The sequence below is a fragment of the Microcystis sp. M169S2 genome (assembly GCF_020245865.1).
Lineage (GTDB): Bacteria > Cyanobacteriota > Cyanobacteriia > Cyanobacteriales > Microcystaceae > Microcystis > Microcystis ichthyoblabe_A.
The window spans coordinates 63,697-84,574 of sequence record NZ_JADBUB010000034.1 but is presented as its reverse complement, the minus strand read 5'-3'; the positions used below and the strand labels follow the sequence as shown (position 1 = coordinate 84,574).

The window sequence follows — 20,878 nt, the reverse complement described above, 5'->3', positions numbered from 1 at the left end:
AGCTATTTCCCTAAACGATTTTCCACCATCATGCGGACAATATCGGTCATTTTGTATCTTGCTTGCCAACCTAATTTTTCCTTAGCTTTGCCTGGATTGCCGCGACTAATGGCTAAATCCGTTGGTCTTAATAAACTTCGATCGGAAATTACATGATCTTGCCACTTTAAACCAACAGTAGCAAAAGCTGTGGCGACAAAATCCTCTAGTTTTGAACTTTTTCCCGTGGCAATGACGTAATCATCGGGTTGCTCCTGTTGCAGCATTAAATACATCGCTTCAACGTACTCTGGTGCCCAACCCCAATCCCTTTCAATATCCATATTTCCTAGTTGCAAAGTTTCAGGACTTCCCTGGGCAATTCTAGCCACGGCAGCGATAATTTTTTGGGTGACAAAGCGCTCGGGACGCAGGGGAGATTCATGATTGAAAAGTATGCCTGAACAGGCAAAAATTCCGTAGGCTTCTCGATAATTAGCCACTTCCCAAAAAGCCGCCGATTTGGCCACAGCGTAGGGACTGCGAGGACGAAAAGGGGTATTTTCATCGGCAGAATTATCGCCGATATCCCCGAAACACTCACTCGATCCGGCATTATATAATTTAATTTTTGCTCCAGTAAATCGAATTGCTTCTAAGAGATTTAAGGTTCCCGTGGCAATACTTTCTAAGGTTTCCACCGGCTGCTCAAAAGATAAACCCACAGAACTTTGTCCAGCCAAATTATAGACCTCATCCGGCTGAATTTTAATTAACACCTGTAGGACACTGCGAAAGTCATTCAGTGCCATTGATTCTAGTTTTACCTGTTCCTTGATTCCCAAACGTTTCAGGTTACTAAAAGAGGACATTTGGGCATCCCGGGAGGTGCCACAAACTGTATAGTCTGCTTTTAACAGTAATTCGGCTAGGTAGGCTCCATCCTGCCCCGATATACCACAAATTAACGCTTTTTTACCCATTTATTTACAATGATTTACTTTTGAGGGGTTAACATCGCCTTGGCGGCCTCGCTTAAATAACCGATTTGTCCATAGGCATAGAGAAGATTATCAAAGCTTTTAGCAGGATCATTGATAAATTTGACAGATTTAACCAATCCTCTCGCTAATCGCTCACCTCCTCGCCTAAATTGAGCCAATCCCGTCCTTCCTGCCACTTCTTCCCGGTAGTGTTCGCTGATGCCTTGCCACCAACTGCGACGCATAAACCATTGACGATTGATTCTTTCTGGGGCCACATTGTGTTCCACCAATGCTGCGGGAAAATAGCCCACTTGCCATCCCTGGGCGAGTGCCAGTTCTGTAGTGTATAATTCCTCGTTAGAGAGGAGTTTTTTGCCTATTCTTCCCAAATTAGGGTCAAAACCGCCAATCTTCTCCAAGAAATCTCGCCGGATTGAGTAATTAACTCCTCGCGGAGTTAAATCCGCTTGGCTGATATATACCACATTGTCGCCCAAATCGAAAGCCCCTAAACCCCCTGCTAACTGATCGGATAACCAATTGGGTTGACTGTAGCCTTGCGGCCAAATTAATGTGACTTTTCCTCCTGCTACTGCCAGTTTTTCGTTATTTTCGTAGGCATTTAACAGAATTTGCAACCATTGAGGACTAGCGATCGCATCGTCATCCAAATAAGCTAAAATCGGCGCTCTAGTTTCCTTCGCTCCGCGATTTCTGGCGGTAGATAGCCCTAAAATAGGTTCGTAAACGTATTTTAGCCGCCCATCTCCCAGACGCGACTCGGCCACTTGACGGGTTTTATCGGTAGATGCGTTATCAACCACTAAAATCTCACAATCTGGGCAGGTTTGCGCCAAAAGACTATCGATCGCTCCTTCTAGGTAGTGATCGCGGTTGTGGGTACAGATAATCCCTGCTATTTTAGGAGCCATGGCTATCAAGGTTACTCATTCAATACCCTAAAACTTAACATTCCTTTGCAAAAATGTAAAAATACTTGAGGAGACTCCGAGACTCCGAGACTCCGAGATTGCTTTTTACTTATAGAGTTTCTCGTAAATTTGTGACCAACGCTACCAGTTTTTTAATTTAACTATCTATGGATACTATTCACGTTACAGGAATTCGTGCCTACGGTTACACAGGATATCTGGCCGAAGAACAGGTTTTAGGTCAATGGTTTGAGGTGGATTTATCCCTAGAAGTTGATATCAGCATTGCTGGCAAAAGTGACGCAATTGAAGATACCCTAGATTATCGACAGGCGATCGAAATTGTCAAACACCAGATTGAAACCGGCAAATTTGCCCTCGTGGAAAAGTTGGCCACGGTTATCGCTGAGGATATCCTACAACTCGAGGGCGTGCGACAGGTAAGAGTACAATTATCGAAACCCGCCGCCCCAATTCCTAATTTCACCGGTAAAATCACCATCGATATTACTAGATCCCGTTGAGTTTACGGGTATTATCGACTAAACTTCGCGCAAAAGCGTCAAAACGTTGGGAAAGCTTCTCGTCAAGGATTTTTCCTTCTTCGTTGAAGACTTTCCACGCTTGTCCTAAGCTAATTTGTTCGGGAATTACCCAAGCATGAACCCAACGGAGAATGATTCTTAAATCATTTAGGGCGTTACTATTGGATTGGCCGCCTAAAACACTGATTAATCCAGCAACCTTTCCCGATAACTCCTCAAAACTCATTAAATCTAGGGCATTCTTCATCACACCACTGACACTACCATGATATTCCGGTGTCGCCAAAATTAATCCCGCTGCCGATTTAACCGTTTGCTGCATTTTGGCCACATCGGGATAGTCAGAATAGTCATCTCCCCCGTTACAGAAGGGTAAAGAGAGTTTTCTGAGGTCAATTATCTCCGTTTCTATTCCTAACGCCCCTACTCGACTGATAGCAACTTCTAACGCCATCGCACTATAGGATCCCGGGCGTAAACTGCCATTAATACCAACGATTTTGATCATAGAATTTATACGAACTCATAACGACTACATATAAGCTAACAAAAAAAAGAGACAATTGGGGCAAGCTTAGTTAAAAAAATATGTCGATGGGGCGGGGAGAGCGATCGATCTAAGTTTTAATGAGAATAGAAAGAAAGATTTATTCCATTTCCCCTCATTGCCATGCCAGAATTTCTCGATTTTCTCAAACATAAATATGCCTATGTGGCTATTGGTGAATTTAAACCGGGGTGTTTTTCCGAAGCCCAAAAACTCTACGAAAAAGCCGTTTCCACCTATTCTACGGGATTCCAGGGGGCTTTTCTGTTGCAAAAACCCGGAACCGACGAAGGAATTGCCGTAATTATCTGGGATAAAATCGATGATATGGAGGCAAATAAAAGCGAAGACCATGAATTATTGCTGAAATCCATGGCTCCTCTATTTGCAAAACCGCCTGTCACCGATTTTTACGAAGTATGTAGCGAGATAGAAGGTTCCCCCATTTAGGAATAATGTTTCTTTTCGGTGGCGATTAATTTGGCGGCTAAAACCCCGCCTAGAAAGCCAAATAAATGTCCTTGCCAAGAAATCCCCGGACGGGAAGGCAAAACGCCCCAAATTGTGCCACCGTAGAGTAAAAAGACTAGAATTGACAAGAGTATAGAAGGAATATTTCTTTGGAAATAGCCCCGCAGTAATAAAAAACCTAAATAGCCAAAAATCAAGATACTTGCCCCGATATGGATGGATCCGGGAGCAGCAAATAACCAGACTCCTAACCCCCCTACCAGCATAGTTAACCCAGTCACAATAAAAAAGTCACTGGTTTCCTGTAACATCACCAACCAACCGAGAATCAGAAAAGGAACCGTATTAGCAATAAGATGGGGAAAGTCCCCGTGTAGGAAAGGTGCGAAAAGAATACCCCGCAATCCGATGACTTGATGGGGAATAATCCCGAAATAGTCTAAACTGCCCCGAAAAACAAATTGATCTAAAATCTCTAACAGCCAAAAAATCGCCACAAAAGTAGCGAGGATTATTGCTTGGGTTTTTATTTCTTGCCGTGATCCTTGACTCATAAGATTGATGGATGAGTTATTTTTTCCCATTATAGCCCCCCAGATCAGTTATCAGTTATCAGTTATCAGTTATCAGTGATTCAGTTACCAGTTATCAGGTGTGAGTTTACTGTTTACTGTTTACTGTTTGCTGTGGGACAAAGAGGGGATAATTGACAGGAAAAACAAGCGGGATTTCTTGCTTTACAAACCGCCCGGCCGTGGTAAATAATACTAATAGAAAAAGTTTCCCAATCTGGTTGAGGTAGTAAAGCCATTAAATCCCGTTCAATTTTCACCGGATCGTTATTAGTAGTTAAACCCAAACGATTACTTAAGCGCTTAACGTGGGTATCTACTGTCACCCCCTCAATAATCCCGTAAGCGTGAGCAAGTACCACATTAGCCGTTTTTCTAGCTACCCCGGGTAAAGTCAATAATTCCGCCATTGTCTTGGGTACTTCCCCCTGAAAATCCTTGAGAATTTTTTGACAAGCACCCTGAATATTTTTAGCTTTATTGCGATAGAATCCCGTGGAACGAATCAGGGTTTCTAACTCCTCTCGCTCGGCAAAAGCTAAGGATTTAGCATCGGGAAAACGAGCGAATAAAGCAGGAGTCACCTTATTTACCCGCTCATCAGTGCATTGTGCCGAGAGAATCACTGCCACCAATAACTGCAGAGGAGTTTGATAATTTAAGCTACAGGTTGCCTCTGGATATAATCGCTTTAGGTTGCTTAAAATCTCTAGGGCGCGCAGTTGAAGCTTAGTTTTTTTTCGCGGGGCCATCACTGGAATAAATCCTGAAAAACTGCTAGGTTAGCCGTGTCGCGCACGATTAAGAAAACTCCTAATCCTAAGAGTAAAACTAGACCTGTTTGCATGATGTTATCTTGCAGTTTAGTTGGGAGAGGTTTACCTACTAAAGCCTCGATTAATAAAAATACCAACTGACCACCATCAAGAGCAGGTAAAGGCAGAATATTAATCACCGCTAAGTTAATACTAATTAGGGCGGCAAATTGAAAAAGATTACCCGCATCATTACGAGCGATCGCTGCTCCGTATTCAACAATTTTAACCGGTCCTGCTACCTGTTGAACACTGTCTTTAAAGTTACTAACTAACTGCCCAAAACCTTGAACGGTTAATAGGGTTAATCGTTGAAATTCACCCGCACCCAAGCTAAAAGCTTGACCAAAACTATCAGCTTTCAGGCGAGTTTCTTCACCGTTAGGAGCCAATCTCACCCCAATTTTACCCTGACCATCACTTCCCAATTCCGGAGTAACGATTAAATCGAGAGTTTCTGTCGGGCGTTTGATGGTTAATTTTAGGGGTTGATCGGGGGAAGATTGAATAATGTCACGGAAGTCAATAATGGCATTTTGAGAAGCACCAAGGGGCTGATCATTGATAGCAAGTACGATATCCCCTGCTTGTATTCCCGCTTGTTTAGCGACGGAATTTTCAGCAGTGAAAACCTCTGGAATAATTACCCCTTCTTGATAGTTAATTTGGGGAAAACCCACCGTAGCGACTTGGGTAACAAGCAAAAAATAGGCAAAAATTAAATTAGCAATTACTCCCGCACTAATGACGATAGCTCGATCGAAAACAGGACGATTTCGTAATAAATCAGGATCGTTATTAGGAATTTGACTATCGGGATCGTCATCGGGAAAACCAACGTAACCCCCTAAAGGAATGGCGCGGAGGGCGTATTCTGTTTCTTTACCTTGATATTTAGCTAAAGCTGGACCAAAACCGATGGAAAAGCGACTAACATGGATAGATTGCCAACGAGCAGCGGCAAAATGACCTAATTCGTGAACGACAATTAATAGGGCAAGGACACCGATCGCTATTAAAACTGACATGATGATCAAAATATAATGACTTAGCTTTTGTTTATTGTAAGCGATCCTCCCAAGCAGATTGCAAAAAATCTCTAGTTATCGCTAATTTTTCGATCATTTATGCTAAAAGTGATCTTAACCGCCTAATCTGACCCAACGGAGAGCGATCGATGCCTTTGAGTGAGCGCGCCCAGCAATTAATCCCAAAAGCGAAAATTATCAGTTTCGCCAATTGGCCCTATCAGCAAGCGGCGATCGCTATTTGGCAACAAGCGGATAATCAAACTCGCTATCTCGACGATAGGGATTTAGATACTATCGTCAATTTAGAGCCTGATTTACTGGTTTCTAGTCAGCAAGCTCGAAAACTGCGGGATAATGCTAATAGTATCGTCGATAACGCTCGTCAGGCTTTATTAAGCCAATTTCCTACCATTTTTCAACCCGGAGGCGATCTTCATCCACCCCACCGCGCCGAAGCTTGTTGGCGTGATTTCTGGAACTTTTTACGTTGTATTACCTACGGTGTCGCCGGACAGCAGATTCCCTACACCAGCGCCGAGGGATTGGAAAATATGCGTCTTCTTTACCAAGAATTACAAGTACCATTAGGGGCGATGATTTCGGGGTTAGAAGCCTTAAAACAATACAGTTTAGATTATTTTAGCGACTCAGAAAAAACCGCAATTGCTCCCTATTTCGATCACTTAATTACGGTGATGAAAAAGTTTTAAAACCGAGGCATTTAATCCGTGTTAAAATAGTGATGCCAACAGTTAAAAATGCCGCTCACCGAGGTTAAAACTCCGTTGAACCCCTGAAATCATCGGCGCGGGTGGGCCTCTTCGGGCCACCAAAAACCTCGATCGAGTGCCTCGCGGGTCGAGGTAATTTATAAAATAAGGGAGATTCTATGGATGCCAAAGCGAAATTACTAGAATTGATCGCTGGTAGAAATCGCGGACTCCTGGCCACGGAAAGCGACCGCGTGCGGATTTTGGCGGCGATCGAACAATTGGAGGACCACAATCCCCATCCTCATCCCCTCGAAGTTAAACAACTATTAGGGGGCAATTGGCGTTTACTATTCACCAGCAGCCGCGACATTCTGGGGCTAGATCGCCTACCTTTTTTTCAATTAGGGCAAATTTATCAATATCTCGACCTGAACAAGGCCAAACTCTATAATATTGCTGAAATTACCGGCGTACCTTGGTTAGAAGGAGCAGTGATCGTCGCCGCTACCTTTGAACCCACCTCCGAGCGTCGGGTCATGGTCAAATTTGAGCGATCGATCCTCGGTCTGCAACGTTTTCTTAATTATCATTCTCCCCAAGAATTTATCGAAGCGATCGAAAGTGGCAAAAAATTTCCTCCCCTCGATTTTTCTTTCAATAATCGCGAACAAAAAGGTTGGCTCGATATCACCTATCTCGATGAAGATCTCCGCATCGGCCGCGGCAGCGAGGGCAGCGTCTTTATTCTGGCTAAGGAAAAAACCTAACTTAAGTAGGTAGGCGTTAAAAGTTGTCAGATCCCCCCCTTATCAAGGGGGGATTAAGGGGGGATCAGCACCCCCCTTATCAAGGGGGGCAGGGGGGATCGAACCTAAAGTCCATTTTTATTTTAATTTAATTATAACCAGCTACTTATTACCATAAGACTAAATACTAGGCAATAGGTAATCAGTTTCTAATAACCATATTTAGGATTAAAATAAAATTATTGTACTATCATTACTCCCAGGGATTTTACCAAAATGTCTAACGAAACCGTTACTTATAGTCTTGAATCCGTCCTCAAGGAAATCAAAGACAGCATCAAGGAAGTTAACCAAAAAATCGACACCTTTCAACAGGATGTTAACCAGAAATTTGATAGCTTACAAAAGGATGTTAACCAGAAATTTGATAGCCTACAAAAGGATTTTAACCAGAAATTTGATAAAATTGACGAACGGCTAACTAAGCTAGAGGTAGGACAAGCAAAACTAACTGAGAAAGTCGATGGGATGGATAGAAGACTAGAAAAGCTGGAAGGAACCCAAAAAAATCAAGTTTGGACGTTAATTATTCTTTTAGCAGGAGCGATCGGCACAGCAGCGTGGCGCTCTTTCTTTTCTGGTAATCCTTAGAAATATTACTATAATTTCTCACTTTAGGGTAGTTATGAGGGGAAATTAGCAGATGTCAAACTCAGGTTAAAAATAAGGGATATCTAACCCATCCTACCGATAATTATGCTTTCCTCAACCATCTTTTTAACAATCGCCACAATGCCACTATTATCCCCCCAATTACAACTAAAGGAAACTTAATCACCCCCAGAAAGAAAGCAACGATTAAGGGATATTTTCGGGTTTCTAATTGCCGAATTTCATCATCGCACTTTTGAACATCCGCTGCTAACCCCAATGCTTGATATAATTCCCGCGCTTGAAGAATTGCTTCTTTCGCTTCCGATATACGTTTGAGTTTATAGTAGGTAAGTCCCAAATTAAACCAAGCATTCGCTTCACCCCCCCGATCACCGATTTCCCGTGTGATTGCTAAAGACTGTTGATAAAACTCGATCGCTTTTTCGTATTCTCCTAGGGAATAGTAAACATTGCCTAAATTACCGTAGGAATACGCTTCACCCCCCCGATCACCGATTTCCCGTGTGATTGCTAAGGACTGTTGATAAAACTCGATCGCTTTTTGGTATTCTCCTAGGGAACGGTAAACAATGCCTAAACCCATGTAGGAATACGCTTCACCCCCCCGATCACCGATTTCGCGTGTGATTGCTAAGGACTGTTGATAAAACTCGATCGCTTTTTGGTATTCTCCTAGGGATTGGTAAACATTGCCTAAATTACCGTAGGATACCGCTTCACCCCCCCGATCACCGATTTCCCGTTTGATTGCTAAGGACTGTTGATGAAACTCGATCGCTTTTTGGTATTCTCCTAGGGAATCGTAAACATTGCCTAAATTACCGTAGGATTTCGCTTCACCCCCCCGATCACCGATTTCCCGAAGGATTGCTAAGGACTGTTGATGAAACTCGATCGCTTTTTGGTATTCTCCTAGGGAATCGTAAACATTGCCTAAATTACCGTAGGATTTCGCTTCACCCCCCCGATCACCGATTTCCCGTGTGATTGCTAAAGACTGTTGATGAAACTCGATCGCTTTTTGGTATTCTCCTAGGGAATAGTAAACATTGCCTAAATTATTGTAGGAATACGCTTCACCCCCCCGATCACCGATTTCCCGAAGGATTGCTAAGGACTGTTGATAAAACTCGATCGCTTTTTGGTATTCTCCTAGGGAATTGTAAACATTGCCTAAATTACCGTAGGATTTCGCTTCACCCCCCCGATCACCGATTTCCCGTTCGATTGCTAAGGACTGTTGATGAAACTCGATCGCTTTTTGGTATTCTCCTAGGGAATTGTAAACATTGCCTAAATTATTGTAGGATGCCGCTTCACCCCTCCGATCACCGATTTCGCGTGTGATTGCTAAAGACTGTTGATAAAACTCGATCGCTTTTTGGTATTCTCCTAGAAAATAGTAAGCATTGCCTAAACTGGTGAGGGATGCGGTATATTTCCAGTTGGTTTGCTCCTCCTGTTGTTGGTAAACAGTGACTAATTCAAGGTAATAATCCGCTAGGGTTTGATAATACCCCCGTCGGGTGAGAAAATCATCGATAGCACGGAGAATATCAAAAGCATTGTCGTACTCGGTTAACTGATAGCAATGATAGAAAATTTCTAGGTAAGGTTGCACATCGTTGAGGATTTCCCAGGAGTCGGGTTGAGCAATAGAAAGATAATAGGCGATCGCTTTTTGGTGTAATTCCCTTTGATCACCGGCTTTGTATTGTGCATATTCCCAAACTAAAGGCTGAAAACTAAAAATTCGCTGGCGATTTTCCTCTTTTTCTTCTAATAATGATCGTCGCTGTAATTCTCGCAGATCTGCCGTGATCTCGGATAGTGCGATCTCTGGGTAATTATCCATCACTGCTTTGGCTGCTGGAGAATCAAATTCTCGGCGATAAATGCTGGTTTTAGTGAATAATTCCTGCTGTCTTTGGCTAAGTCGCTGAAAACTAGCATCTAAAACCAAAGCAATTCCCACTGTCTCTTGACGATGACTCCCCACCACCTGCGGATCGCTCAAAAGTTGCGATAAATTTCCTAATCCTAAATCCGCTAACCTTTCTAAACTGGGGTTTTGCGGAAATTCTGCTAAGATTAAATCCGCCACCAATCGCAGGAGTAATGGATGACCATCCACCCGTCGAGAAAAGTTCTCTAAATCCCCTGTTATTTGCGATTCCGCTAACAATTGCGCCCCTTCAGGAGGTTTTAAACCTTTTAGCTCGATCCAACGGTTAAAACCCCTAGTTTTTGGCTTTTCTCTGGTGGTGACTATAATTTTGCTGGTGTCACCTTTTTCTATCCAAGCAGTGAAAAACTGCTGATAAAATTCATTATTCCAAGAACCATCTTCCCCTAATAAAATCTCTAGATTATCGATAATAATTAGGTGGCGATGGCGTTGCAATTGTCTGATTAAAGCTTCCTGTAAATCTATTTCTTTTTCGGGGACGGGATAACCAAATTCCGTCAGGAATTGGCGAGCTAAACCACTAAATCCGCCCAGATTTCCCGCTTCCCACCAAAAGCGTTTTGGGAATAAATCTTCATCGTCTCCTAGGGAAGGATCGAGGGTAATTTCCTCCTCAAAAATTTTACTGGCTAGGGTAGATTTTCCAATTCCTCCAACTCCTTTGATGCCAATCGTCGCAACATTTTTATCATTAAATAACTGCTTAATTTGGGTGATTTCCTCCTTCCTTCCTTGCCAATAGGCGAGACTTTTTCGAGCATCTCCTCCCTTGAAAGTACTCCTTTGACTACTGCGATTATTTTCTATTGCGTCTGCTGTTGCGTGCAGAGCCGCCAGTCATTCAGGAGGGATTCCTAGATTTAAATTACCCTTAACTTCTTGAATGTTCAATTGTTGTTTAATATCTTTGTTAATTTGCGTACCAATTTGAGTTTTCGTTTCTGTTTGATTCTGATTAATTGTCATAATTTGTTGTGCTAGGGTTTGGATTTCTTGGGCAAAATTGGGGTCTTTGAGCATTTCTACCTGTAAAAAGGGAACCACTTGCTGTTCAATCATTGCCTCGGATTTAGTTTGTTCGGCTGCCGCTAAAACCTGAGCGGCGGTGGGTTCCTTTTGTAACTTTTGCTTAATTTTTTGCCACAATTCTACACCTTTATCCATTGCTCCTTCCGTTAATTTACCGATAACAGCTTCAAAGGCGATTTTAGCGATTTCGGCGGCGGCTAATTCGGCTAACATAATTATCAATCGGGGGAATTTTTCGCCATTCTAGCACAACTATTTTGGGATGAAAGCAGGAAAGTCAATCACTCATCTTGTCGGGAATCAGCGTTCCTTTGATCCCCCCTTAATCCCCCCTTGATAAGGGGGGTTTCGATCCCCCCTGTCTCTAGGTTCATAGTAGGGTTGATTCATGAATCAACCCTACCCTTGATAAGGGGGGTGCCGATACCCCCTTATCTTAGAGCCAAAAAAGACAGGCAGGGAGCCTGTCTAGAAAACCAAACAAATTTATCTATCAGTTGGCCACAAATAGGGAGTTTTTTGCGTCAAATTTCCAAGCAATACCATCGGGATCTCTGATGCGACTCCAATCGGCGAATTCTGTTTCAGATTTATTTTTCTTGTTTCTACCCAAAACGGCCGGAGTAACTCCTAAACGTTTAGCCAAATCCGCCAAACTCATCGATGAGATGGTTTCAGATACAGAGGTTAGGGATTCTTCCCTAACTTCTGATTCTGACTGGAACAAAGAACTGGCGGAACTGTTTAAACTAGGATTAATTATCTCCTCCGGTTCTTGAATTACCGTTTCTTGAACAGAGATTGCTGCGGTATTTTCTTCCTCTTTTTCCTCAAATAATTTACCTAAATTAGTCAGGGGTTGGGAGGAGGAAATAACAGGAACCTCCGGGACAGAATTTTCGCTTTTTTCGGCGACAATCAGGGGGGATTTAGCCTCCTGCGATGGCTCTAAATTGGTCAGGGGAGATCTCGAGGCAGTAATCGCAGGAACTTGTTTTTCCTCTATTTCTTCTAAAGAGGGGTCACTCTCATCAAAAATACTACCCAAGGTACTGGCGGTGATAAAGTAATAGGCCATACCCTTATCGCCTACAGCTTTTTTTTGCGCCCCAAATTCCTCAGCTTTTCTGTCTAAAAATTGTCTGGCTAATTTGGCCGTGAGATTGGCTTTTGCCGATAGGTCAATCGGGGTGAGACAACCTTGATTGTCCTGTAAAAGTTGATTGAAATAGGGGTTAATCACCGTCGATAATTTTGACCAGCGATAGTCTTGCCACACCTTGACTGCCAGAGTTAAGAGGAAGACAAGTAGGATCAATGGCCAAGCGGTAAAAAGAAGGATGATTAGCACCGCTAGGGGGATGATGAGGACGAGAAACCCCGCCGTTTGACGATCGATAATTTTTCCAGTCATAATTTCATAAGCTGCCACAATTAAAATTCTTAATGGCTAGTTTGACTATCTCCTGCCATAAGTGTATATGACCAGTTTAGGCTTTATTGGTCACGCCGGTTAGTTCTAGTCGTTCAAACATGGCAAATCGTGCTTTCAGGGCCAGAGAATCATCAAGTTTTGTTAAAAAAACGGGTTTTTGATACTTTTGTTCTAAAGCTTTTTGGATTAACCAATCGGCTAAAAAGGGATTTTTGGGTAGTAGGGGACCGTGGGCATAGGTAGCGATCGCATTGTGGTAAAATGCTCCTTCATAACCGTCCTCTCCGTTATTTCCGTAACCAGTAATCACCTTTCCCAAGGGAGAAACGGTTTGTAAATAGGTACGACCCCCGTGATTTTCAAAGCCAATTACTAGCGGTTTTTCCCCAGTCATAGCTTTAATTTCCTCCGCTAAGGGAGAGGCCGTAATTTCAAAAACCACGTTACCGATACAGCGTTTTGCATTGGGGCCAGGATGTTTACTTACTAGGTCTAATAATCCTAATCCTTCGATTCTTTGACCGAAAGCTGGTTCGTAATAATGCCCTAATAATTGTGGGGAACCACAGGTAAAAACCCCCGGTATTCCTGCCGATAATTGTTCTTTCATCGCCGCCGCTTTTTTACCCTGTAAATCCCGCATAACGATCTCCTGTTGCCGATCCTGCGCTCCACCCCCAACAATTATATCTACTTGATAAAATGTATCGGCTTCTGTTTGAGCATCTAGGGGAATAATTGTCACAGGAATATCACGCCATTGACATCTTCTTTGGATAGTAATAACATTACCTCGATCGCCGTAGGTACTCATTAAGGTCGGATATAACCAGCCGATTTTTAGTTCTAGTTCTTGCATAATTTTTTAGTGGATTAGGAAATGGGGAAATGGGGGAATGGGGAAATGGGGAAATGGGGAAATGGGGGAATTCAACTAACACCCTAACACCCTAACACCCTAACACCAATCTTCACTCTTTTCTAATTTCTACAAAATCTTTCGACCCGTGAGAATCTCTCGTACTTCTAACATAGCAGAATAGGTGGGTAAAATATGTAAAGTTTCCTCATTTTTGGTGTTATTAAGGGCAATTTGGATCGCTTTTTTTAGATCGGATTCAACAATTAAATTAACGGGATAAGCGAGACTATCCTGACTATATTGTAAGCGTAAAGCCATGTCATAAAGTCGATCGCCTGTTACCACTAAAGTTGTTCCCAAACGGGTTAATTTTTCCGTATCCACATCCCAAATCCAAGAAACATCCGTCCCGTCGGGGATGCGATCATTGAGAACTAAGAGAGTAGTAGAAGACTTTTCTTTCTGTAAAATATCAGCCACTGCGCGAATTGTTTCATTCATACCCACGGGATTTTTAGACAGTAAAATTCTAACTTTTTTACCCTCAATTTCTAATTCTTCCGCTCGACCAAAAGCCGCTTTAAAACCCTGAACTGTCTCAAAAATTTCTCGATCTTTAATCCCCAATTCTTGGGCTACTAAACCCGCCGCCAAAGTATTATATTTATTATAAACACCGATTAAAATCTGCGGCCAATCGTGACTATGAAAAGCAGGATTACTCTTTTTAAAGCCGCAACTAGGACAACTAAAATCCCCTAAATGGGAGAGATAAACCCCGCGATAATCTAAAGAAGCACCACATTTAGGACAGTAAATAGAATCGACAGCGTGGGGAATTTCTTCTAGATATAATTCCGGCTCACTTAAGCCAAAATATACAACTCTTTGGGGCAGTTGTTGACCCAAATGGGAAAGAGTCGGATCATCAGCATTGAGAATCACTAAAGTATCGGTGGGTAGGGGAGATATAGCCCCTTGCCAACGGCGACTAATCGTATCCACTTCCCCATAGCGATCGAGTTGATCCCGAAACAAATTAAGAGCTAAAATAGCGCGAGGACGACAATCTTTTAAAACCAAAGGGAGAATATTTTCATCCACTTCTAAAATGGCATAATCAGCCTTTAAAGTGCCGAATAAATTGGCATCGGCTAATAAAGCAGTGATTAAACCATTAATTAAATTTGCCCCAGTGGTATTATGGGTGACTTTTGCCCCCTGACGCTCTAGAATAGTTCTTAGGAGTAGGGAAGTGGTAGTTTTTCCATTTGTGCCAACCACCAAGATTACCCCCCTTCGGACTTGCCCACAAAGTAGCGGCAACAAACGGGGATGGAGACGACGGGCAATTTCCCCCGGCAAGACGCTGGCAGCCCCTAAACGGAGTCCTTTAACCACAGCAGTAACGGTTTTAGCCACCGCTACGGCTATCCCTAAACGGATACGATCAAACAATTGCATGAACTGAGATTCTCATAGCTTTTTCGTGATTTTACCGCTAAAAGAAGACCGGTAAACGGGGTAAGTTCCCTAATTAGTCTCCCAGTGGGGGTAAATCTCAGTTTATTCTGGCTTTTTTTCTCCCCTAACAAGTTTTTTAATTGTAGTTCTGATCGGAAATTTTCTGCGTAATTCACCATAAGTAATTGTTGATTTTTCCTGAATCATAAACAGGAAAGCTTCTTGTGTAGAATTGTATTTTTGAGGATAGTGAGGACTGCTAGGGTGAATGGCAATTAAATTATAAAAATAAGAACCTTGGTTAAGAGAATGAAGGCGACGTAGATCGCTAGTGAGAAAAGGCGCAGGAGCGAAATAACGAAAGAAATGGTAACCAAGTTCTGCTAAAAATTCTTGCAATTGCTCAATTTTAAATCCATATTTTTCGTAATGGGGTAAACAAACTTCAATATATAAAATGGGGTGATACTGTTTTAAGGTCTTCCTGGCTCCCTGAAGAACTTTAATCTCCATTCCTTCCACATCTATTTTAATAAAATCACATTGTTTTAGATGCAAATTATTTTCTATCCACAAATCTAAGGTTGTGGAAGTAAATAGTTCTCCCTCCACCTCTGATGATTCAATAAAGCGGGTAGCTCCCATGTTTTTAGGAGCTTTTTTAATAGAAAAAATTTTTTGATTGTCGCTAATAACATCAGTTTGTACTTGTACTAAATGTGAAACATTATTCAATCGCAGGTTTTCCAAGAGAATTTGATGAGTTTCTGGACAAGGCTCAAAGGCAAATACTCGGCCTTGAGGGGATGATAAACGGGCTGCCAAAGTTGAAAAAGTGCCAATATTGGCACCAATATCAAAGCAAACATCCCCCGGATGAATCATTTTATCGTCGATTCCGGGATAAGCACTCGCCAAATCTCGCAGATTTTCCAATAAATTAGATGTCTTCGGGTCGAGACAATAAAATTTACCTTCAGGTGTATTAACCAGCTTTAAATTATCATTCATAAACTCAGCCTTGAAATATTTGAAAACATCATATTACGCTTCGAGAATTTTGTCAATATTTAAAGCCAATAGATTTCCAGAAAATGTAGCATCTGAGTTAAGTTTTAGCCACTTGATTACAGGGAAGTATTCTTACAGCAGTTATCTTAATAGTAGAATACGAAATTTTCTTTTTGGGGAGTCAGCAGACCAGAGCGCGGAGACGATGCCAAATATAGGTTACACTTCACCTTTAGGAGAAACGCTTAATCAACGTGATTGCCACTGCCATCAAATACAAAAAGCCTTTATCTGCCCCAGGGGTTCGTCTTTGAAAAAGACAGCCTATAATTGTAGGTAAGTTTGGGGCCGATTCTACCGCACACGACATTTTAGGGCTAGAGCTTATGGGTTTATTGACAAGATTGGGGATTTCACTGGGATTACTCGCCCTAGGTGGTACTGTGGGTGTGCTAGGAAATCAGTATTTAAGCAGAAAAGCGCCCCTAGAGGTAAATAAACCGCCGGCAATTCTCCCCGCTTCCCTCTCTCTCCCTGTTATTCCCCAAAACGACGGCAATGTTAATTTTATCGCCCAGGCCGTGCAGAAAGTCGGGCCGGCGGTGGTGCGGATCGATTCGGCCCGGGAAGTGGCCGACCAAATTCCCGAAGAATTTAAACAGCCCTTTTTTCGGCGCTTTTTTGGTAATGAAGTGCCGATTCCCAAGGAGCATTTGGAACGGGGAACCGGTTCTGGGTTTATAATCAGTACAGAAGGACTATTGTTGACCAATGCTCATGTGGTGGAAGGGACAACCCAAGTAAAAGTGACTTTGAAAAACGGTCAGACCTATCAGGGTAAAGTCCTGGGGGTTGACAATATGACCGATGTGGCCCTGGTGAAAATCGAGGCGAAAAATTTACCGACGGTGACTTTTGGCAAGGCCGAAACTTTAATCCCTGGGGAGTGGGCGATCGCAATTGGCAATCCCCTAGGCTTAGATAATACTGTTACGGTGGGCATTATTAGCGCCCTAGGACGCACTAGCAGCGAAGTGGGGGTTCCCGATAAACGGGTTCGTTTTATCCAAACCGATGCCGCTATTAACCCCGGCAATTCCGGCGGCCCGTTGCTGAACGCCAAGGGGGAAGTTATCGGCATTAATACGGCAATTCGGGCTGATGCCCAGGGTTTAGGGTTTGCTATTCCCATCGAAACCGCCCAAAAAGTGGCGGGACAGCTATCTAGCAAGGGTAAAGCGGAACATCCCTACATCGGCATCCACATGGTGACGCTAACCCCAGAATTACGGCAGCAATTGAACGAAACTAAAGAATTAAACTTTAATATTGACCAAAATGAAGGGGTAATCGTCCTGCGAGTGGTGGAAAATTCCCCCGCCCAAAAAGCCGGGATGCAAGCGGGTGATATCATCGAAACTGTGGCAGGAAACCCCGTTAAAACCGCTTCGGATGTGCAGCAAGGTGTAGAAACCAGTGCGATCGGTGGTAATCTGGAAATCGAGATTAACCGCAGGGGTAAACAACGAACTCTCACCGTTCAACCGGGGGTTTTTCCTAGCAAAACTAGCGATTAACAATCCCGCTCGGTCAAGGGGCGACCCCTTACCCTACACTGGGAGGAGAGAAAATAGCAGCGGAGCGATCGAAATTGAGGCAGCGGTTACACTTAAAATTATCAATTGGGCGCGGGGCTGCCCTCCTAATCGGTTTGCTGGGATTAACGGCCTGTCAACCTCCCGATCCGCCGAAAATTTCGCCGACAGAATCGCCTAAAACTGAAGAAACTGGCCGCTTAATCCTCAATAATGCCACGTTAGAACAGGCTAACTCATCGGGACAACCCCTCTGGAAAATTCAGGTCAAAAAAGCTACCTACACCCAAGACCAAAAAATCGCCCGTCTGGAAAATATCAAGGGTAATATCTATCAAGATGGGAAAGTAGTTTTACAGGTTAGTGCTGACCGTGGTGAAGTCTATAAGGAAGGCCAGGAAATTCTCCTCAAAGATAATATTGTGGCTGTAGATCCCCGCAATAAGGCCATCATTAACGCGCCGGAATTGCGTTGGCTACCCAAGGAAGGTGTTTTAATCTCCCCCAAAGGGATCAAAGGTAGTCATCTACAACTAGAAGCCAAGGCCCGCCAAGGACGCTACGACACGCGCCAAGAAAAACTAGAATTACAAGGTCAAGTGGTGGCTACCGCTAAGGAATCTCGTGTCGTCCTGCAAACCGAGCGCCTGTACTGGGAAATTCCTCAACAGGTCATTAGTACCGATCAAAAAGTCGCTTTTGATCGCTATATTGATAAAACTATTATCGATCGCCTGACTGCTATCGGCGGTCGTTGGGAAAGAAAAAATAATCAGGTTATCCTGCAAGAAAACCTCGAATATCGCTCTTTAGAACCACCTTTACAGATTTCTGGTTCTCAGGCAATTTGGAACTATCAAAATCGTACCCTAACTTCCGATCGCCCCACGGAAATTTTTCAATATCAAGATCAAATTACTATTACTGGTAATCGTGTGGTGGTGGAATTAGGCAATCGCATCGCTTATCTCAAGGATGGGGTTAAGGGGATTAATCAGAAAACTGGGGCGCAATTGTATAGTCAGATCTTAACTTGGAAAATGTCGGAAAAAATTGTCGAGGCCGAGGGGAATATTATCTATGAACAACAGGAACCAAAATTTAATCTCACCGGCGATAAAGCGATCGGCACTTTAGAAGATAATAACATTGTTGTTACCAGTAGCTCCCCCGATCGAGTTGTCACCGAGATTTATCCCCGTTAACAGGGAAAAATTGGCCAAAAAAAACTCTCCCCAAAAAAGGGAGAGGGGGGGGTAAATATTTAAAAGCTTACCATTTGAGCAGGTTAAACTGTTCCATATCGATCGTGTCGCGGTTACGATAGATAGTCAGGATAATCGCTAAACCCACGGCTGCCTCGTCTGCCGCTACGGTAATCACGAAAATAGTAAAAATTTGGCCTCGGATATTAGCGGGGTCAAGATAGTTGGAAAAACCCATTAAGTTAATGTTAACGGAATTGAGCATCAATTCGATCGACATTAAAACCCGGACGGCATTGCGACTGGTGACTAAACCGTAAATTCCGATACAAAATAAAGCCGCCGCTAATAACAAATAATACTCTAACTGAATCTGCATGATACCTCTAACACCGTACAGTGCAAAGTTCATGAGGTAAAAAATTATGATAACCGCCACTTATTTAGATACCTGTATCTTTGATATATTTTTTAAACACAGGAGATAAATTAAATAAGATTTCTGATTCTTCAATTTTAGTTAACAAATATCTTTTTTGTAAAGATTGTAACCCTTTAATCAAGTCATCCGCTGATAAATCTAAACTTAATTTTAATTCATTTCTTGAACAATCTTTTTTTAGGTTGATTAAGGATTGAATAATTTGTTTTTCAATGGGCGATAATCTCTTAATTATTGTAGTCAAACTTTCCTTTATTTTTGCTGTAATAACAATATTTTCCTCTTGTAAAAACTCACCGACACAACCATGATAAACATCTTGAATTAAAACAGCAATATCTTTTAAATAAAATAAATTTCTTTCGTATAACTGAACTACTTTTAACCAGCTTTCTTCATCTTCAGAACCTAAATTATTGAGGATTGCCCGATTATTTAAACCTTGTAATTCAAGTAAATCTAATTTTTCATCTGAATAATACATTTCTGAACATCGCTCTTGACTAATTAAAATTAAACTACTTTGATGTTCAATTTCGTTAGTAATTATTGAAAAGAATTCCTGATACTTTTTATGTTTAGTTTGATATTGCCCTGCTAATTCACCCTCGCTAAATAATTCCTGTACATTGTCAAAAATAATTAAACACTTTTTCCGTTGCAATAACTTTAAAAACAGAGTCAATTTATCGTGATCATTTAAGATAAAATCCGTATTAATTTTAGTGAAAATATCAGTAATAATTGTGTCTAAACAATTGAATATTTTTAGATTTTGCCAAATAATTACTTCAAATTTTTCTAAATTTAATTCTACAAAATGTCTAACTAAGGTAGTTTTTCCAATTCCACTCAATCCTGATACGGAAATTAAAGGCCTTTTCTCAATTAATATTCTCTGTGTTAAGATTTCTAATTCTGAAATGCGATCGCAGAAATTACGATTTATCTTTGGAGCTAAACTTAAATCATGATATGATGTTTCTGATGGAGATTTTTCTTTATTTTCAATTGGTTTAGTGGTGTCAGGTTGAGGAGACTTTACACAATAATTAACATTTTTATTTAACGCAAAAAGTTGAGAATTAACTGCTTTTTCGATAGTCCAACGAAAATTAGACTTATTAAGCTCTTTTTCTTCTAATCCTAATTGCTTAGATAAAACCTTAAATATTTTATTTCTACTCACATCGCCAATATGTTTCTCATCATAACCATAACTATCCGCAATTTCTTTATAGGTTTTGCCGTTTAATAACTCTTCAATAATGTGTCGCTGAATATCGCTAAGACTTTGCCCATCTTCCTCTATCAATAAATCTTCGATAAAACGCAACAAGTGTAAACTATCCTTCATGGTGTGAAAGTGAATAAATTGTTACCTATATTATAGTTCAGTCATTGTAAAACAAGATCAAGTCATTTCTGGCCTTGTCTTAACATTTCTTTACAAAACATCAGGTGAAATCTGGTGGTGGTTCAAAAAAACCTTTGCGATGATTATAGGTAGCAATCCAAATATCAGAAATACTAAATTATGAACTTTCAACCTAGTTATCATGGACAGAACAAAGAAGTCCAAGATGTTTTAAATGAGACTAACGATCTCATAAGCGAGGCAAACATACTACTTAATCATCAGTCAAGTCCAACACAGACATCTTCAACTGATAGTGACAATCTCGTTAGATCAAATTATACATTACAAAGAGAGATTAACAGGTTAAATCATAACATTGAAATAGAAAAGATAGAGGAATTAGCAGAATTGGGTAGCCCTTATAGTTACTACGAAAGTTCTTTTGATGACTATGATGATTACGGTGACTACTAATAAAAAATAAAGAACAATTA

Annotated in this window: 21 protein-coding genes and 1 pseudogene; 8 read left to right on the top strand and 14 right to left on the bottom strand. The window is 41.7% G+C overall.

Features of this window, described 5'->3' with window-relative positions:
- Positions 1-2 precede the first annotated feature (2 nt).
- Entirely contained in the window at positions 3-962 is a 960-nt protein-coding gene (locus IM485_RS03980) for a GDP-mannose 4,6-dehydratase (protein ID WP_104396018.1), read from the bottom strand.
- 14 nt (positions 963-976) lie between these two features.
- Complete coding sequence (locus tag IM485_RS03975; RefSeq protein WP_104396019.1) at positions 977-1,897, bottom strand: glycosyltransferase family 2 protein; 921 nt, start codon at positions 1,895-1,897, stop codon at positions 977-979.
- Between the two features lie 167 nt (positions 1,898-2,064).
- On the opposite strand from IM485_RS03975, the gene folB reads away from it, so the two are divergent.
- Entirely contained in the window at positions 2,065-2,421 is a 357-nt protein-coding gene (folB, locus tag IM485_RS03970; RefSeq protein ID WP_002804255.1) for a dihydroneopterin aldolase, read from the top strand.
- On the opposite strand, the gene IM485_RS03965 is transcribed toward folB, so the two are convergent.
- Entirely contained in the window at positions 2,408-2,950 is a 543-nt protein-coding gene (locus IM485_RS03965; protein ID WP_104396020.1) for an NADPH-dependent FMN reductase, read from the bottom strand. The two genes, folB and IM485_RS03965, sit on opposite strands and share 14 nt — an antisense overlap.
- A gap of 162 nt (positions 2,951-3,112) precedes the next feature.
- Here IM485_RS03965 and IM485_RS03960 point away from each other — a divergent pair, with 162 nt between their 5' ends.
- Positions 3,113-3,439 carry a hypothetical protein gene (locus IM485_RS03960; RefSeq protein WP_002735315.1) on the top strand — a complete coding sequence of 109 codons (327 nt, stop codon included), beginning with the start codon at positions 3,113-3,115 and terminating at the stop codon, positions 3,437-3,439.
- Here IM485_RS03960 and IM485_RS03955 read toward each other — a convergent pair.
- From IM485_RS03955 to rseP, 3 genes are all read right to left on the bottom strand, one after another.
- Complete coding sequence (locus IM485_RS03955; protein WP_104396021.1) at positions 3,436-4,044, bottom strand: rhomboid family intramembrane serine protease; 609 nt, start codon at positions 4,042-4,044, stop codon at positions 3,436-3,438. The two genes, IM485_RS03960 and IM485_RS03955, sit on opposite strands and share 4 nt — an antisense overlap.
- Before the next feature lie 83 nt (positions 4,045-4,127).
- Positions 4,128-4,784, bottom strand: a complete 657-nt coding sequence (gene nth / locus IM485_RS03950; RefSeq protein ID WP_287741454.1) for an endonuclease III — start codon at positions 4,782-4,784, stop codon at positions 4,128-4,130.
- The gene (gene rseP / locus IM485_RS03945; RefSeq protein WP_287741451.1) at positions 4,784-5,875 is read right to left on the bottom strand and encodes an RIP metalloprotease RseP; all 1,092 of its coding nucleotides are present in this window, start codon (positions 5,873-5,875) and stop codon (positions 4,784-4,786) included. The genes nth and rseP overlap by 1 nt, the downstream gene beginning before the upstream one ends.
- A 149-nt stretch (positions 5,876-6,024) precedes the next feature.
- On the opposite strand from rseP, the gene IM485_RS03940 reads away from it, so the two are divergent.
- The 3 genes from IM485_RS03940 to IM485_RS03930 all read left to right on the top strand — a co-directional run bounded on the left by IM485_RS03940 (position 6,025) and on the right by IM485_RS03930 (position 7,988).
- On the top strand, positions 6,025-6,588 hold the full coding sequence (locus IM485_RS03940) for a bilin-binding protein (protein WP_287741449.1): 564 nt from the start codon (positions 6,025-6,027) through the stop codon (positions 6,586-6,588).
- 179 nt (positions 6,589-6,767) lie between these two features.
- Positions 6,768-7,358: a PAP/fibrillin family protein gene (locus tag IM485_RS03935; protein ID WP_002736482.1), complete on the top strand. Its 591-nt coding sequence runs from the start codon at positions 6,768-6,770 to the stop codon at positions 7,356-7,358.
- A 255-nt stretch (positions 7,359-7,613) separates the two neighbouring features.
- Positions 7,614-7,988: a DUF4164 family protein gene (locus IM485_RS03930; RefSeq protein WP_287741446.1), complete on the top strand. Its 375-nt coding sequence runs from the start codon at positions 7,614-7,616 to the stop codon at positions 7,986-7,988.
- 103 nt (positions 7,989-8,091) lie between these two features.
- Here IM485_RS03930 and IM485_RS03925 read toward each other — a convergent pair.
- The 6 genes and pseudogenes from IM485_RS03925 to IM485_RS03900 all read right to left on the bottom strand — a co-directional run.
- Positions 8,092-10,755, bottom strand: a pseudogene (locus IM485_RS03925) (tetratricopeptide repeat protein); the annotation flags it as partial.
- Between the two features lie 63 nt (positions 10,756-10,818).
- Complete coding sequence (locus IM485_RS03920) at positions 10,819-11,223, bottom strand: hypothetical protein (RefSeq protein ID WP_004162443.1); 405 nt, start codon at positions 11,221-11,223, stop codon at positions 10,819-10,821.
- 280 nt (positions 11,224-11,503) lie between these two features.
- Positions 11,504-12,424, bottom strand: a complete 921-nt coding sequence (locus tag IM485_RS03915; RefSeq protein WP_353845997.1) for a hypothetical protein — start codon at positions 12,422-12,424, stop codon at positions 11,504-11,506.
- Positions 12,425-12,500: 76 nt separating this feature from the next.
- A complete protein-coding gene (locus IM485_RS03910; protein WP_287741442.1) occupies positions 12,501-13,304 on the bottom strand; it encodes a type 1 glutamine amidotransferase in 804 nt (267 codons plus the stop codon).
- Positions 13,305-13,433: 129 nt separating this feature from the next.
- The gene (locus IM485_RS03905; RefSeq protein ID WP_002776995.1) at positions 13,434-14,771 is read right to left on the bottom strand and encodes a Mur ligase family protein; all 1,338 of its coding nucleotides are present in this window, start codon (positions 14,769-14,771) and stop codon (positions 13,434-13,436) included.
- Between the two features lie 102 nt (positions 14,772-14,873).
- Positions 14,874-15,782: an FkbM family methyltransferase gene (locus tag IM485_RS03900; protein WP_287741441.1), complete on the bottom strand. Its 909-nt coding sequence runs from the start codon at positions 15,780-15,782 to the stop codon at positions 14,874-14,876.
- Between the two features lie 386 nt (positions 15,783-16,168).
- Between IM485_RS03900 and IM485_RS03895 the strand changes: the two genes are divergently transcribed.
- Positions 16,169-17,359 carry an HhoA/HhoB/HtrA family serine endopeptidase gene (locus tag IM485_RS03895; protein ID WP_287741439.1) on the top strand — a complete coding sequence of 397 codons (1,191 nt, stop codon included), beginning with the start codon at positions 16,169-16,171 and terminating at the stop codon, positions 17,357-17,359.
- A gap of 74 nt (positions 17,360-17,433) precedes the next feature.
- Positions 17,434-18,582 carry an LPS export ABC transporter periplasmic protein LptC gene (gene lptC, locus IM485_RS03890; RefSeq protein WP_287741437.1) on the top strand — a complete coding sequence of 383 codons (1,149 nt, stop codon included), beginning with the start codon at positions 17,434-17,436 and terminating at the stop codon, positions 18,580-18,582.
- Between the two features lie 67 nt (positions 18,583-18,649).
- Here lptC and nuoK read toward each other — a convergent pair whose 3' ends face one another.
- Entirely contained in the window at positions 18,650-18,955 is a 306-nt protein-coding gene (nuoK, locus tag IM485_RS03885) for an NADH-quinone oxidoreductase subunit NuoK (RefSeq protein WP_199224883.1), read from the bottom strand.
- Between the two features lie 70 nt (positions 18,956-19,025).
- Entirely contained in the window at positions 19,026-20,381 is a 1,356-nt protein-coding gene (locus IM485_RS03880) for a helix-turn-helix domain-containing protein (RefSeq protein ID WP_287741434.1), read from the bottom strand.
- Positions 20,382-20,561: 180 nt separating this feature from the next.
- Between IM485_RS03880 and IM485_RS03875 the strand changes: the two genes are divergently transcribed.
- Positions 20,562-20,858 (top strand): hypothetical protein, encoded by a 297-nt coding sequence (locus tag IM485_RS03875; protein ID WP_002734992.1) that lies wholly within the window; start codon positions 20,562-20,564, stop codon positions 20,856-20,858.
- The last annotated feature ends 20 nt before the right edge of the window (positions 20,859-20,878 follow it).

What these genes read in the sequence shown, in the direction of transcription:
- IM485_RS03915 (WP_353845997.1), bottom strand. Translation starts at nt 12,424, where the DNA reads ATGACTGGAAAAATTATCGATCGTCAAACGGCGGGGTTTCTCGTCCTC.
- IM485_RS03895 (WP_287741439.1), top strand. Translation starts at nt 16,169, where the DNA reads ATGGGTTTATTGACAAGATTGGGGATTTCACTGGGATTACTCGCCCTA.
- IM485_RS03955 (WP_104396021.1), bottom strand. Translation starts at nt 4,044, where the DNA reads ATGGGAAAAAATAACTCATCCATCAATCTTATGAGTCAAGGATCACGG.
- IM485_RS03880 (WP_287741434.1), bottom strand. Translation starts at nt 20,381, where the DNA reads ATGAAGGATAGTTTACACTTGTTGCGTTTTATCGAAGATTTATTGATA.
- folB (WP_002804255.1), top strand. Translation starts at nt 2,065, where the DNA reads ATGGATACTATTCACGTTACAGGAATTCGTGCCTACGGTTACACAGGA.
- IM485_RS03975 (WP_104396019.1), bottom strand. Translation starts at nt 1,897, where the DNA reads ATGGCTCCTAAAATAGCAGGGATTATCTGTACCCACAACCGCGATCAC.
- IM485_RS03905 (WP_002776995.1), bottom strand. Translation starts at nt 14,771, where the DNA reads ATGCAATTGTTTGATCGTATCCGTTTAGGGATAGCCGTAGCGGTGGCT.
- IM485_RS03910 (WP_287741442.1), bottom strand. Translation starts at nt 13,304, where the DNA reads ATGCAAGAACTAGAACTAAAAATCGGCTGGTTATATCCGACCTTAATG.
- IM485_RS03900 (WP_287741441.1), bottom strand. Translation starts at nt 15,782, where the DNA reads ATGAATGATAATTTAAAGCTGGTTAATACACCTGAAGGTAAATTTTAT.
- IM485_RS03875 (WP_002734992.1), top strand. Translation starts at nt 20,562, where the DNA reads ATGAACTTTCAACCTAGTTATCATGGACAGAACAAAGAAGTCCAAGAT.
- IM485_RS03930 (WP_287741446.1), top strand. Translation starts at nt 7,614, where the DNA reads ATGTCTAACGAAACCGTTACTTATAGTCTTGAATCCGTCCTCAAGGAA.
- IM485_RS03935 (WP_002736482.1), top strand. Translation starts at nt 6,768, where the DNA reads ATGGATGCCAAAGCGAAATTACTAGAATTGATCGCTGGTAGAAATCGC.
- nth (WP_287741454.1), bottom strand. Translation starts at nt 4,784, where the DNA reads ATGGCCCCGCGAAAAAAAACTAAGCTTCAACTGCGCGCCCTAGAGATT.
- IM485_RS03960 (WP_002735315.1), top strand. Translation starts at nt 3,113, where the DNA reads ATGCCAGAATTTCTCGATTTTCTCAAACATAAATATGCCTATGTGGCT.
- IM485_RS03920 (WP_004162443.1), bottom strand. Translation starts at nt 11,223, where the DNA reads ATGTTAGCCGAATTAGCCGCCGCCGAAATCGCTAAAATCGCCTTTGAA.
- IM485_RS03965 (WP_104396020.1), bottom strand. Translation starts at nt 2,950, where the DNA reads ATGATCAAAATCGTTGGTATTAATGGCAGTTTACGCCCGGGATCCTAT.
- rseP (WP_287741451.1), bottom strand. Translation starts at nt 5,875, where the DNA reads ATGTCAGTTTTAATAGCGATCGGTGTCCTTGCCCTATTAATTGTCGTT.
- IM485_RS03940 (WP_287741449.1), top strand. Translation starts at nt 6,025, where the DNA reads ATGCCTTTGAGTGAGCGCGCCCAGCAATTAATCCCAAAAGCGAAAATT.
- IM485_RS03980 (WP_104396018.1), bottom strand. Translation starts at nt 962, where the DNA reads ATGGGTAAAAAAGCGTTAATTTGTGGTATATCGGGGCAGGATGGAGCC.